The 13,367-nt window shown below is 41.7% G+C and carries 13 protein-coding genes; all 13 read right to left on the bottom strand.

Features of this window, described 5'->3' with window-relative positions; translation table 11 throughout:
- Window positions 1-24: 24 nt before the first annotated feature.
- The 13 genes from Q4600_RS14545 to fliP all read right to left on the bottom strand — a co-directional run bounded on the left by Q4600_RS14545 (window position 25) and on the right by fliP (window position 13,364).
- The gene (locus Q4600_RS14545; RefSeq protein WP_241906459.1) at window positions 25-489 is read right to left on the bottom strand and encodes a membrane anchored protein in chemotaxis locus; all 465 of its coding nucleotides are present in this window, start codon (window positions 487-489) and stop codon (window positions 25-27) included.
- The gene (locus Q4600_RS14550) at window positions 482-1,660 is read right to left on the bottom strand and encodes a chemotaxis response regulator protein-glutamate methylesterase (RefSeq protein ID WP_303516973.1); all 1,179 of its coding nucleotides are present in this window, start codon (window positions 1,658-1,660) and stop codon (window positions 482-484) included. Before Q4600_RS14550 ends, Q4600_RS14545 begins: the two co-directional genes overlap by 8 nt.
- 24 nt (window positions 1,661-1,684) lie before the next feature.
- On the bottom strand, window positions 1,685-3,961 hold the full coding sequence (locus Q4600_RS14555) for a chemotaxis protein CheA (protein WP_303516972.1): 2,277 nt from the start codon (window positions 3,959-3,961) through the stop codon (window positions 1,685-1,687).
- 16 nt (window positions 3,962-3,977) lie between these two features.
- Window positions 3,978-4,715 carry a protein phosphatase CheZ gene (locus tag Q4600_RS14560; protein WP_102529027.1) on the bottom strand — a complete coding sequence of 246 codons (738 nt, stop codon included), beginning with the start codon at window positions 4,713-4,715 and terminating at the stop codon, window positions 3,978-3,980.
- A gap of 14 nt (window positions 4,716-4,729) precedes the next feature.
- Window positions 4,730-5,113, bottom strand: a complete 384-nt coding sequence (cheY, locus tag Q4600_RS14565; RefSeq protein WP_080916243.1) for a chemotaxis response regulator CheY — start codon at window positions 5,111-5,113, stop codon at window positions 4,730-4,732.
- Window positions 5,114-5,156: 43 nt separating this feature from the next.
- Entirely contained in the window at window positions 5,157-5,876 is a 720-nt protein-coding gene (locus Q4600_RS14570; RefSeq protein ID WP_102529026.1) for an RNA polymerase sigma factor FliA, read from the bottom strand.
- Window positions 5,869-6,750 carry a MinD/ParA family protein gene (locus Q4600_RS14575; RefSeq protein ID WP_102529078.1) on the bottom strand — a complete coding sequence of 294 codons (882 nt, stop codon included), beginning with the start codon at window positions 6,748-6,750 and terminating at the stop codon, window positions 5,869-5,871. Before Q4600_RS14575 ends, Q4600_RS14570 begins: the two co-directional genes overlap by 8 nt.
- A gap of 4 nt (window positions 6,751-6,754) precedes the next feature.
- Window positions 6,755-8,140, bottom strand: a complete 1,386-nt coding sequence (gene flhF, locus Q4600_RS14580; RefSeq protein ID WP_102529025.1) for a flagellar biosynthesis protein FlhF — start codon at window positions 8,138-8,140, stop codon at window positions 6,755-6,757.
- Window positions 8,141-8,170: 30 nt separating this feature from the next.
- Window positions 8,171-10,270: a flagellar biosynthesis protein FlhA gene (gene flhA / locus Q4600_RS14585; protein ID WP_102529024.1), complete on the bottom strand. Its 2,100-nt coding sequence runs from the start codon at window positions 10,268-10,270 to the stop codon at window positions 8,171-8,173.
- A gap of 116 nt (window positions 10,271-10,386) precedes the next feature.
- Window positions 10,387-11,517 carry a flagellar biosynthesis protein FlhB gene (gene flhB / locus Q4600_RS14590; protein WP_102529023.1) on the bottom strand — a complete coding sequence of 377 codons (1,131 nt, stop codon included), beginning with the start codon at window positions 11,515-11,517 and terminating at the stop codon, window positions 10,387-10,389.
- A gap of 7 nt (window positions 11,518-11,524) precedes the next feature.
- Window positions 11,525-12,331 carry a flagellar biosynthetic protein FliR gene (fliR, locus tag Q4600_RS14595; protein WP_102529022.1) on the bottom strand — a complete coding sequence of 269 codons (807 nt, stop codon included), beginning with the start codon at window positions 12,329-12,331 and terminating at the stop codon, window positions 11,525-11,527.
- 4 nt (window positions 12,332-12,335) lie between these two features.
- Window positions 12,336-12,605 carry a flagellar biosynthesis protein FliQ gene (fliQ, locus tag Q4600_RS14600; RefSeq protein ID WP_102529021.1) on the bottom strand — a complete coding sequence of 90 codons (270 nt, stop codon included), beginning with the start codon at window positions 12,603-12,605 and terminating at the stop codon, window positions 12,336-12,338.
- A gap of 12 nt (window positions 12,606-12,617) precedes the next feature.
- The gene (fliP, locus tag Q4600_RS14605) at window positions 12,618-13,364 is read right to left on the bottom strand and encodes a flagellar type III secretion system pore protein FliP (protein WP_102529020.1); all 747 of its coding nucleotides are present in this window, start codon (window positions 13,362-13,364) and stop codon (window positions 12,618-12,620) included.
- Window positions 13,365-13,367 lie beyond the last annotated feature (3 nt).

Below are 13,367 nucleotides of genomic sequence, written 5' to 3' on the forward strand. Positions count from 1 at the left end.
CCTCGCCACTCAATATTAATCGCACTATTTATTTTTATTAGCGGTGTCAGTTTCTCGGGTGGTTACCCTAATGCCACCATGTGGCAATGTAATAACTTTTACACCTTGTGCATTTTCAGTGACAGCTTGACTTGAAAGTGCAGGATTTAATGCTTGTTGACTCGTTGAAGAGTTTTCAACAGTATCAGAACTCATTAACTCGGTGCCAGGGCCAAATGCCATAGTGATATCTTCACCTTTTGCGGCTCTGGCGGCCATCGCTTTGGTTTGTCCAGGATATTTAGCTAACCAATTCGCGATTTGTTCTGCTTGTTCATCCGGTACCATTAACAATACTTGGGATGCTTTTAATTCAATAACTTCTGCATTAAGTTCGCGGTTTTTTTTCGCTAAATCAAAATATAAACTCGCTAAGCACACCACTGCAATAACCAATAAAAACACCAGCAACATTTGCTGTGTCGTCATTGATTGTTTTACTCTAGCCACGAGCCGTCTCTTTTATAATCGCTTCTGCCATATTTTCTAATGCAATTGAATGACTAGAAATACCCGCTGATGCGACGGCTTGAGGCATGCCATATACAACACAACTGGCTTCATCTTGAGCCCAAATAGTTGCCCCTGCAGTTTTTAACATTCTAGCACCTTCGCGTCCATCAGCACCCATGCCAGTTAGCACAACCGCCATAACACCACTACCAAAAGCTTTTGATGCTGATGCAAAAGTAATGTCTACACTGGGTTTATAGTTCATATCAGCATTGCCGGCGATGACTTTTAAGCGACCTAAGCTAGCGCTTTTTTCAACCATTAACTGCATTCCACCTGGCGCTAAATAGGCACAACCAGGCTTAAGCATATCCCCTGTTTGGGCTTCTTTTACATTAATTTTGCATAAGCTGTTCAGTCGACTCGCAAAGGCTGGTGTAAATGCAGCAGGCATATGTTGAATCAATAATATGGGGTGTGGGTAATTTGCAGGAAAAGCTGTCAGAATTTTTTGTAACGCTACAGGGCCACCCGTTGATGTGCCAATCAATAAAGCTTTGTATTTTTTGCCGCTCGCCCGAATCGAAGCTACTGAAGCAGTATTTCCCTGATTCGTCGTCGAATTAGCAGTAGATAACTTGGGAGTGATTGATGATTTAAGTGTCGAATTCGCACCACTCAGATTCGAATTAGTCAGTCTTGACGCTGATGAGCTTGTCGTTGAAGTTCCTAGCGAAGATGGGGTAGTTCTCGCCACTGGTTTAAATAGACGACGACGACCTAGTGCTTTAACCCTTTGCTGTAAAAGCTTAATCGCATCATCTTTATTTGATGCGATATCTTCAAAACGTTTCGGTAAAAAGTCTAATGCGCCCGCATCCAATGCATCAAGCGTTGCTTGTGCACCGTCATGAGTTAATGAAGAAAACATCAGTATTGGAGTCGGATTGGCAGCCATGATTTTACGAACGGCAGTAATACCGTCCATAACAGGCATTTCAATATCCATAGTAATAACTTGAGGTTTCAATTGAGCAGCCATATCAACAGCTTCTTGACCATTGACGGCAACACCCACAACTTCTAAGTCAGGATCTTGATTAACAATCTCACTGACTCGTCGTCTAAAAAAACTCGAATCATCAACAACTAAAACTTTAGTAGCCATTTAATTCCTTAAATAATGGAACTTTTACTTCTTACTTTTAGCGTAATATTTTAATAAGCCTGGCACATCTAAAATCAGTGCAATACCGCCATCAGAAGTAATTGTTGCTCCAGCCATACCTGGCGTACCTTGCAACATGCTTCCCAGAGGTTTAATTACCACCTCTTCTTGTCCTATCAGTGCATCAACCACAAAGCCAATTTGCATGGTCCCAAGTTGCACAATTACTACATGCCCTTGCTTTTTATCACCATGAATAAAGTTAGTTTTATTTCGATGTAACCACTGCTCAAGATAAAATAGCGGTACGGCTTTATCACGAACGATAACGGTTAATTGTCCATCTACTACATTTGTTTTAGTTAGATCGAGGTGGAAAATTTCGTTAACGCTTGAAAGAGGTAAAGCAAATACCTGCTTAGCAACATCTACCATTAGAGTCGGCATAATTGCTAATGTGAGTGGAACTTTAATCTCTAAGATTGTTCCCTTGCCCTGAACGGAATCAATATGAACAGTACCATTAAGCTGGGTGATACGGGTTTTAACCACATCCATCCCAACACCACGACCTGAAATATCTGAAATTTCTACTTTAGTAGAGAAACCAGGAGCAAAAATTAAGTTATAAGCTTCGTTATCCGTCATGCGTGCAGCTGAATCTTCGTCTAACACGCCACGACTGATAGCAATTTCTTTTAATTTGTTGGCATCCATACCTGCGCCATCATCTTCAATTTTTAGTAGAATATGATCGCCTTCTTGGCTGGCTGATAAGGTAATGGTACCAGTTCTTGGCTTGCCATTCGCTTCACGGGTAATCGGCATTTCAATACCGTGGTCTACTGAGTTTCTAACTAAGTGAACCAATGGATCAGCGAGTGCTTCGACAAGGTTTTTATCAAGGTCGGTGTCTTCACCAACCATGATCAAATCAATTTCTTTATTGAGCGTACGTGCCAAATCTCTGACAACGCGAGGGAAGCGACCAAACACTTTCTTGATTGGTTGCATTCGTGTTTTCATTACAGCGCCTTGAAGGTCTGCTGTCACTAAATCTAAATTTGCCAACGCCTTAGACATCTCTTCGTCATCACGAGAAATACCTAAACTCACCAAACGGTTACGCACCAATACTAGCTCACCAACCATATTCATAATCTGGTCTAAGCGAGATGTATCTACACGAACCGTAGTCTCACCTTGTGGCATTGCATTTTGTGTTTTCGCAGGTTCTGCTTTTTTCGCAGCGGGCACAGCTTTAGATGCAGGCTCTGCCGCTTTTGCAACTGGCGCTTTACTTGCTGGCGCTTTACTTGCTGGCGCTTTATTAACTGGAGCTTTAGCTACAGGAGCTGGTGCTTTGGGCTCAGCTTTAGCAGGTTCACTTGGTGGGCTGGCTTTAGGTTTACTTGCCTCGACAGGCGGCGTGACCGCTGCTGGTGCAGAACCTTTACCGTGTAACTCATCAAGTAGTTTTTCAAATTCATCATCAGTAATGTCATCAGCATCGACTTTTGGCTCTTCAGCTACTGCTGCAGGCTCATTCTTTGCTGTCGTTGACTGAAATCCACCTGAACCATGTAGCTCATCAAGAAGCGCTTCAAATTCATCATCGCTAATTTCATCGCTAGCAGCACTGTCATTGTTAGGACTTGTGGCATTTACTGTCACACCTGCAACAGGTTCGTCATTGACTGATGTTGGGCTTTTCCCTTGTCCATGTAATGCATCAAGTAAAGCTTCAAACTCACTTTCATCAATATCATCAATGCTACCTGAAGTTCCTGCATCGGAGACAACTTCAGCTTCAGCCGCTGCAACAGGTTGTTCGATAATGGCTTCAATGAACTCTTCCACAACTTCAGATTCAGTCTCAACAACTGTCTCAGAGATTTCAGAAGGAAGAGGCGCACCAGAACTCAAAAGCTTAAGCTTTTCAAGTAAAGCGGGATCTGCATCATCTTGCGGCTGGCCTTGCTGAGTTTGCTCAAACATACTATTGATAGCATCAACAGCTTGGAGAATGATATCCATTAACTCTGCGTTTACTTGACGCTTACCGGTTCTCAGTAAATCAAAGGTATTCTCTGCTTCATGACAAACGTCGACCATAGGGCCCAAGCTTAAAAAACCTGCTCCACCCTTTACTGTGTGGAAACCTCTAAAAATAGCATTAAGTAAATCAGCATCATCAGGATTATTTTCAAGAGCGACGAGTTGCTCTTGTAGAAGCTCTAAAATTTCACCAGCTTCAATCAAAAAGTCCTGGAGTATCTCTTCATCAACATCAAAAGACATTAAATTTGACTCCTAATTAGAAACCCAGACTTGATAGCAGATCATCAACTTCATCTTGGCCTGTTACCACGTCTTCACGGGTTTCAGCATTCAAGATGGGACCTTCTGCTTCAATTTTATTGTCATCAACGACCCGTGTTGAGTCTGCTGCGCTTTCGCCAAAAATAGTGAGCATGGAGACTAAATTGCTCTCAACTTCTCTGACTAAATCAATAACACGACGGATCATTTGGCCAGTTAGATCTTGGAAATCTTGCGCCATCAAAATTTGATTGAGCAATTCCTTTAATCTACCTGAGTCATGCTCGCTATGAGACATGATATGTTGAACCTCATGACACAGAGATTTAAATTCGCTTAACGCGATGTCTCTACGCATCAATTTGTCCCACATGGGTGTGACCGATTGAATGTTATTAATTATTGTATCGGCCAAAGGTAAACATTCTTCAACTGCATCCATAGTTTTATTTGCAGCTTGCTCTGTCATATCGATAACAAAGTTTAATCTTTCTTTTGCGTCAGGTATTTCAGTATTGGCAAGTTCGGCTAAACGGGTATCAATTTGGAACTCATTTAATGAACTATGAAGTTGACGTGTCAACTTTCCGACTTCATCAAATAAATCCCGCTGAAGAGGCGCTGATAAGTCACGAATGACTTCATCAGCTTGTTCTTGTTGGCCATCTTCAAGCAGTTTTACGAGTTGCTTTGCTTGTTCAAGGTCGATCAGCCCTGATATTGCTGCCTGCATAACTTATCCTTAGCTTATGCTAAACGTTCAAATATTTTATCGAGTTTTTCTTTTAACGTTGCAGCAGTAAACGGTTTTACTACGTAACCATTCACACCCGCTTGCGCTGCAGCAATAATCTGTTCGCGTTTGGCTTCTGCAGTTACCATTAACACGGGTAAATGCTTGAGTGAATCATCAGCACGAATCGCCTTAAGCAAGTCAATACCTTGCATGCCTGGCATATTCCAGTCAGTTACAACAAAATCAAATTCGCTTTTTTGTAACATTGGTAAGGCGGTTGAGCCATCATCTGCTTCTTGGGTATTGTTGAATCCCAAGTCTCGCAACAAGTTCTTGATGATACGTCTCATTGTTGAAAAGTCATCAACAATAAGAATCTTCATATTCTTGTCCAAGGTTTCCTCCGGTGAGCTCATACACTGTGCTCTATATTAATAATTATACCTGTGTCCAATGCTTGAGTTTGCCTTTAAGACGCAGCATTGCCTGACTTAATATCTGGCTAACACGCGACTCGCTGACCTCAAGAATGGCACCGATTTCTTTTAAATTTAATGCTTCGTCATAATATAGCGACAAAACTAACGCATCTCTTTCGGGTAATGTTGTAATTGCTTCAGATAGTGCTGATTTAAATTGCATTTCAGCAAGTGACTCAAAGCTCTCATCAGGAGTAGACTCTGCTGTTACAATCACATCTTCAGATACACCAAGATCTTCAATCCCGATGATCTTCCCCACTGAAACATCATTTAGAATATGATGATACTCTTCAAGAGTCATCTCTAATTTTTCAGCAATTTCAATATCTTTTGCATCACGGCCGAGCTCTTGTCCTAATTCATCAATAACCTGGGCAACACGACGTTGGTTACGATGTACAGAACGAGGAACCCAATCACCTCGGCGGATTTCATCAATCATTGAACCACGAATTCGGATGCCAGCAAAGGTTTCAAATTTAGCCCCTTTACTGCCATCAAACTTCGATGATGCTTCCAATAACCCCATCATCCCTGCTTGTAATAAGTCATCCAATTGCACTGATGCTGGCAGCCTTGCCAACATATGATGAGCAATTCTTTTTACCAACGGAGCATACTGTTCAACAATTGAAGTTTTATTATCAAACTGAGTATACGCAGCGGCTTTATTCACTCGTTGAATCCTCTTGTTGATCTTTACGTTGAACTAATCGTTCGACAAAGAACTCAAGATGGCCGCCTGGCTGTTGAGGAACAGGCCAGCTCATAATTTTATTCGCTAAACCATGATAAGCAATCGCTGCAGGTGACTTAGGAAAAGCTTCGACAACCAATTTTTGTTTACGAACTGATTTTCTTAAATTTTCGTCAAATGGAACCGTAGCAACTAATTCTAAAGCGACATCCAAGAATCTATCCGTCACTTTACTGAGTTTGGCAAATAATTCCATGCCTTCGCGCAAACTTCTGACCATATTCGCCACAATTTTAAAACGAAACACGCCATGTTCACGACTTAGGATTTTAATTAAGGCGTAGGCATCGGTTATTGATGTCGGTTCATCACAAACAACAATCAACACATCTTGTGAGGCACGGGAGAAACTCAGCACCATATCCGAGATACCAGCAGCGGTATCGACAATTAAGATATCGAATTGAGTTTTCATTTCACTGAAGGCGCGAATTAAGCCCACATGCTGAGCTTGTGTAAGCTCGACCATGGCTTGAGTCCCTGAAGTGGCAGGCACAATGCCAATACCTTTAGGGCCACGGACAATAATATCGTCCAACTCTGCTTCGCCAGAAAGTACATGGGATAAATTGCGTTCTGCTCGAATACCTAGCATCACATCAACATTTGCTAAGCCTAAATCGGCATCGAGTACTAACACTCGTTTACCTTTTTCAGCGAGCGCAACAGCGGTATTAATAGACACACTGGTTTTACCCACGCCGCCTTTGCCGCCACTGACTGCAATTACTTTTACTTTATCGTTATTTGGTTGATTCATCATACGTAAACCACTTGCTTGATCTCTGGTCATATTGTTACTCGAATGCATAGGCCATGTCATTTGACCACGCAGTGTCATGTGACGTTTGAGGTTTGGTGTCGTTTAATGCTGCTAACGCTTGTTTTGCGAGCATAAGCGTATCAGCAACTTGCATATCTTCTGGAACACGTTGACCATCTGTTATATAGCTTAATGGTAACCCATTTTGAATCAATACACTTAATGCGCCAGCAATCGAAACCGATTCATCTAATTTGGTCAAAATCACCCCAGATAATGGGATTCTTTTAAAATGCTCAACAGCATCTTGTAACACTCTTCTTTGAGAGGTTGCAGACATGACTAGATAACTTCTAATCGGTATTCTTGTATTTGCCATTAAATCATCTAACTGCTGATAAAGGCGCATATCACGCTGCCCCATCCCAGCTGTATCTATTAATACTAACTTACGATTCTTAAACTGGTAGAGAATTTGTTCTAATTCAGCAAGATCGTGAGCTTGTTTTACTGGACATCCCATTATTTTGCCATAAGTTGCCAATTGCTCATAGGCTCCAATACGATAATGATCTGTAGTTATGAGTGCAACCTGCTCTGGACCATGATGTGCTGCAAATCTTGCCGCTAATTTAGCCAGCGAAGTCGTCTTACCAACACCTGTTGGACCAACAAATGCCACCACGCCACCAGTACGAACAATATCATCACCTTGGTTATCTAATAAGTTCGCTAAACTCTGAGGTAACGCTCTCACTAAATCTGCAGGCGTATATTGCTGACTTAAGCCTGCCAATTTCGCCGCTACAGCAGGAGAAAACTCTGCATTAATTAATTTACTTTCTAGCATTGCCCCAACGGGGTCAGTGCGCTTTTTCTGGTCTTTCATTAACGAAGATACTTGATGAGTTAACAACCCACGCAAAGAGGCCATTTCTTCTCGCATTGCTTCAATTTCAGCAGACTGACTTTTATTCGATGTTCTTGGTTGGGCAAATTGCTGTTGTTCAATTTTAGGCTCAACTTTCGCTGTTTTTGTATCTTGTAATTGTTTGGCCCAATCGGGTAACTCAGGTTCTTCAACTCGCTGCGACATTTGTTGCTGCAAACGATTATGCTGTTTTTCAAGCAAAGCCTGTAGTGAATCAGCTGCAGGAGGTGGGCTTACCTTGGTTTGCGCTTTCACTGTTGGCTTATTTTGCCCTAGTGAGACTTGATCATCACTGACATTCATAAAACCAGGTACAGGTGAATTTACAGCAACGTCCGCTTTAGGCTCATCGTAGTCAACTGCCGCAACGATTTCTATTCCACCCGTTACTTTTTTATTCGACATAATAACGGCATCAGATCCCAAGGTTTCTTTCACTTGAGCTAATGCTGAACGCATGTCTTTGGCAAAAAATCGTTTAATTTTCACTACGCACCTCTTTCAAACAGAAAGTCATCGCTATTGCCCTACCGCAGATACTATGCGTATTTGCTTTTCATCAGGTATTTCTTGGTAAGAAATAACCCGTAAATTCGGGATAGTATATTTAACAAATCGTGACAGCGTTGACCTTAGCATACCTGATGTCAATAAAATGGCTGGTTGTCCAACCATTTCTTGCTTCTGAGAAGCGTCTAATAATGACTTCTGCATGCGTTCTGCAAGGCCTGGTTCGATATTTGGCCCTTCACCGCCTGTCGCCTGCATAGACTTGTGCAACATCTGTTCCAACTCTGGTGCCAATGTAATGACAGGTATCTCTAATTCAGGCCCAGATATTTCTTGAACAATCATTCTCTTCAATGCAATACGCACTGCAGCGGTTAATACTTCTGTATCATTACTCTTTGTACCGTATTCTAACAGGGTTTGCACAATTGTGCGTAAATCACGGATAGAAACACCTTCATTTAGAAGGTTTTGCATCACTTTAACCACAGAACCCAATGGCATAATATCTGGAATAAAGCCATCAACTAACTTAGGCGAGTTTTTACCTAACATATCCATTAACTGCTGTACTTCTTCATAACCCAGTAATTTAGCCGCATTGTTAGTCAATAGTTGGCTGATATGGGTCGCGACAACTGTTGCCGTGTCTACCACGGTATAACCTAAGGTTTGAGCATGTTCGCGCTGCTCTGGCGCTATCCACACAGCTTCTAATCCAAATGCAGGATCTGTTGTTTCAATGCCATCAAGCTTGCCATACACTTGCCCAGGATTGATCGCGAGTTCACAGTCATGGCGAACTTCAGCCTCTCCAACCACTACTCCCATTAACGAAATACGATAACAGTTAGGTGATAAATCAAGGTTGTCGCGAATATGCACCGCTGGTACTAAGAAACCTAATTCTTGTGATAATTTCTTACGTACACCTTTAATACGACCTAAAAGCTCACCACCTTGACCTTTATCCACTAACGGAATAAGGCGGTAACCTACTTCAAGCCCGATAGTATCGACATGTTGAACGTCTTCCCAGCTGAGTTCTTTAGGCTCTGCATCCTTAATTTCTGCTGGGCTTTTAACCGCTTGCTCAAGCGCTGCGGTTTTGTTGTCATTATTTCGCTTATAAATCATATATGCAGCAAAGGCTGTAATAAAAGCGAACGTTAAGAATGCAAAATGAGGCATTCCAGGCACGATACCCATGACAAACAATACGCCTGATGCAATCGCCATTGACTTATGGCTGACAAACATCTGGCTTATCATCATGCCGCCCATATCACCCGATTCATTTTGACGGGTCACCATCAATGCTGCAGCGATTGATAACAGTAGCCCAGGGATTTGAGCGACTAAGCCGTCACCAATGGTCAATAAAGTGTAGATTTCAACAGCACTGGAAAAATCCAATCCATGTTGAACCATACCGATCACAAAACCACCGAGAATGTTAATCACCAAAATCATGATACCCGCAATGGCATCACCTTTAACAAATTTTGATGCACCATCCATCGCACCGTAAAAGTCAGCTTCTTTAGTCACTTCAGCGCGGCGTACGCGAGCTTGATCTTGCGTTAATGTGCCAGCATTTAAATCGGCATCAATTGCCATTTGTTTACCTGGCATGGCATCCAATGTAAAACGGGCGCTCACTTCAGAAATACGGCCAGCACCTTTGGTAACAACGGCAAAGTTGATGATAATAAGAATCAGGAAAACCACTAAACCTACAGCGTAGTTACCACCAATAACCACAGAGCCGAAGGCTTCAATGACTTTACCTGCGGCATCACCACCGTTATGACCTTCCAATAACACGATTCGGGTTGAGGCAACATTGAGTGCCAATCTAAGTAGCGTTGCGACTAACAGAACGCTGGGGAATGCGGCAAAATCTAATGGTCTATCAGAATAAATAGCGACAAGCAGTACAACGAGTGCTAAAGCAATGTTGAATGAAAATAAGATGTCCAACAAAAAGGCAGGCATGGGCAAAACCACCATACCGAGTGCTGCAAGCACTAATAATGGCGTACCTATACCTTTAAAAGTACTTAATCTAACTTGTTTAACTTGACCTAATGCTGCTTTTACATCCATCAGTAGGAAACCTTTATAGTAATATTCTTGACGCTGACAACAGTAAAATGCAATTACTAAGCCAAAAGAATAGTTTCAAAAGGGCCGCTGGGTTAATTGAAGGTTTTGTAAACGATTTAGTGTTTTAAATCATCAGGGATAGGTTGATTGATTGGCACGGGCTTAGGTCGCTTGCCCCTACCTTTTTGATACTGCTTGAGCTGGAATACATATGCCAAAATTTGTGCGACTGCAGTGAATAACCCTTCAGGCACTTGTTGGTCAATTTTCGTCGTATGGTATATAGCACGTGCTAAAGGTGGCGCCGACACAATAGGTACTTCGTGCTCTCTGGCAATTTCACGAATTTTAAATGCGACATCATCGATGCCTTTCGCAATTAAAAAAGGCGCAGCTGACTGACTAACATCGTATTTAACCGCTACAGCATAATGTTCAGGGTTAACCACAATAACATCTGCATTTGGTACTTCAGACATCATCCTTTTGTTGGCCATCTCGTGCTGCATTTGTCTAATTCGACCTTTTACTTCAGGTTTACCCTCAGTGTCTTTGTATTCATCTTTGACTTCTTGCTTGGTCATTTTCAATTGTTTATTGTGATTCCATATTTGAAATGGCACATCAATCACCACAATAAATAGCATTGAAGAACATAACAGAATAAACATCCATACTAACAACTCTAGTGCATGGTAAACGTTGCCAGGTAGATGATCTGTCGAGAGAGTCATTATCTCAAAGAAGTAAAAACTCAATAAAAAATAGGCTGATACAGCCACTACAGCAAATTTAGCGATGCCCTTGGTCAACTCAACTAGAGCTTGTGTACCAAACATTCGCTTAAATCCTTTAGCAGGATTCATTTTACTGCCTTTGGGCATAAAAGCTTTAACTGAGAACGTCATACCACCCAGAATGATATTACCGATAAAAGCAATTAAGGCGAGAAATGCAATAAAACTGATGAGTGGAAAAGCAAGCTCATTGCCAACCACTCCCCAAACCAGAAACATTGAGTTGGTATCAAATATTTGATCCCGCTCCATGGTCAATATTTGTGTCATGATAGTGTGCAGACTTCGGGCAAGATTAGGCCCAACGATTGCGAACCCTACAGCTGATGCTAATAAAACAGCCGCTGTACCTAACTCTTTAGAGCGTGCCACCTGTCCTTTTTCACGCGACTGTTGCAGTCGCTTGGCGGTGGGGTCCTCTGTGCGTTCTTGACCTGTATCTTCTGCCATCAGTAACCTACTGAGTTAATGAGCCGTCAATTTGACAGGTCAATTGCAAAATATCACACATCAATAATTGGCCTCGCAGCCAAACCTCATCGAAATGAGACATGATGGGCCCTAATGTAAGCCACAAAATCAATAACCCGCTTACCATTGTTACCGGGAAGCCAATGGCAAAAATATTCAGTTGAGGCGATGCGCGCGTCATCACACCAAATGATAAGTTAATCAGCAGTAATGCGACGATTGCTGAAATCGACATCGTTAACGCCGCACCAAACATATAACCACCAAACTCTGCTAATTTTCGGTAATTAGTAATGCTAAAACCCTGATTTGAAATGGGGATAGTATCGAAACTAGCCACCAGCATTTTAAACATCAACAAATGTCCATCAACGGCGAGAAAAATCAACGTAGCCAGTAATAAAAAGAAATTACCTACAACTGGTGTTTGCTGACCTGAACTAGGATCGACCATAGAGGCAAAACCTAAACTGGTTTGCATACCAATAATCTGCCCCGTTAGTACAAAGGTTTGCATCACTAAAATTGTCACAAACCCCATAGCAGTACCTATGAGTATTTGCTGCGCAGAAATGAATACAGCACTTAATGAGAACAACTCGATAGGATCAACCGGTGCTGGAAGTACAGGTGCTACGGCAACAGTAATCGCAACAGATAAAAACAAACGGACTCTTGCTGGGGTGGTATTGGCACCAAAAACGGCCATAACCATTAACATTGAAGATATTCTAAATAACGGCCAAACATATGCGGCTATTGTTCGACTGATTTCTTCAAATAAAATTTCCACAGGACTAACCTATCACCTGAGGGATCATATTCACCATAGTGTAAAAAAAATCCATCATGGTTTGCACTAGCCAATGGCCAAGAAACATCAACGAAAATAGCGTAGTTAATAATCTAGGAAGGAAACTTAATGTCTGTTCATTGATTGAAGTTGCGGCCTGAAATACAGCTACAATTAGACCTATAAATAAGCCAGGTAAAATAATTGCCGATACAATCAGGACAATTACAGATAACGCTTCACGAAAAATATCAATCAGTGACTCTGGTGACATCAGTAACGCTCCCTATCTACCAAAACTGTTTGCCAGCGTTCCTAATACCAATCCCCAACCATCAACCAATACAAACAGCATTATTTTAAATGGGAGTGACACAATCATCGGCGACAACATCATCATACCCATTGCCATTAAAATACTCGCAACCACTAAATCAAGAACTAAAAATGGCACAAATAACATAAAGCCAATTTGGAATGCAGTTTTTAATTCACTGGTAATAAAAGCAGGTACCAATACACTCATTGGCGCTTGTTCTGGCGACGCAATATTGGTGTAGCCGGAAATTTCAATAAAGGTTTCTAAATCTGTGGTTCTGACTTGAGATAACATAAATGCACGCAGCGGCTCTTTACCGACTTCATAGGCTTGCTGCATTGTTAAAGATTCATTGATATAAGGCTCTACAGCTCGATCGTAAATTTGATCAAATACTGGCGCCATAATAAAGAATGTCATGAACATACTCATACCAATGAGTACTTGATTAGATGGTGTTTGCTGTAACCCCAAAGCTTGACGCAAAATAGATAGCACTACAATGATCCGCGTAAACGAAGTGAGCATTATCACCATTGCAGGGATAAAACTCATTGCCGTCATCAGCAGCAATATTTGCATTGTTACGGAATACTCAGTACTTCCATCAGCACCGGTTGAAACCGTAACGGCTTTTAATATTCCATCTTCAGCAAAACTCAATGGCGTAAAAAAAACAGCGGCAAATAAGACTAACACTATCCACTTTTTCATTAT

The sequence above is a fragment of the Shewanella sp. 2_MG-2023 genome, from assembly GCF_030548905.1.
Taxonomy (GTDB): domain Bacteria; phylum Pseudomonadota; class Gammaproteobacteria; order Enterobacterales; family Shewanellaceae; genus Shewanella; species Shewanella electrodiphila.

Excerpts from the sequence above, each read along its gene's own strand:
- flhB (WP_102529023.1), bottom strand. The coding sequence starts at position 11,517 with ATGGCAGAAGATACAGGTCAAGAACGCACAGAGGACCCCACCGCCAAG.
- Q4600_RS14555 (WP_303516972.1), bottom strand. The coding sequence starts at position 3,961 with ATGTCTTTTGATGTTGATGAAGAGATACTCCAGGACTTTTTGATTGAA.
- fliP (WP_102529020.1), bottom strand. The coding sequence starts at position 13,364 with ATGAAAAAGTGGATAGTGTTAGTCTTATTTGCCGCTGTTTTTTTTACG.
- flhA (WP_102529024.1), bottom strand. The coding sequence starts at position 10,270 with ATGGATGTAAAAGCAGCATTAGGTCAAGTTAAACAAGTTAGATTAAGT.
- Q4600_RS14560 (WP_102529027.1), bottom strand. The coding sequence starts at position 4,715 with ATGCAGGCAGCAATATCAGGGCTGATCGACCTTGAACAAGCAAAGCAA.
- Q4600_RS14550 (WP_303516973.1), bottom strand. The coding sequence starts at position 1,660 with ATGGCTACTAAAGTTTTAGTTGTTGATGATTCGAGTTTTTTTAGACGA.
- fliQ (WP_102529021.1), bottom strand. The coding sequence starts at position 12,605 with ATGTCACCAGAGTCACTGATTGATATTTTTCGTGAAGCGTTATCTGTA.
- Q4600_RS14575 (WP_102529078.1), bottom strand. The coding sequence starts at position 6,750 with ATGACCAGAGATCAAGCAAGTGGTTTACGTATGATGAATCAACCAAAT.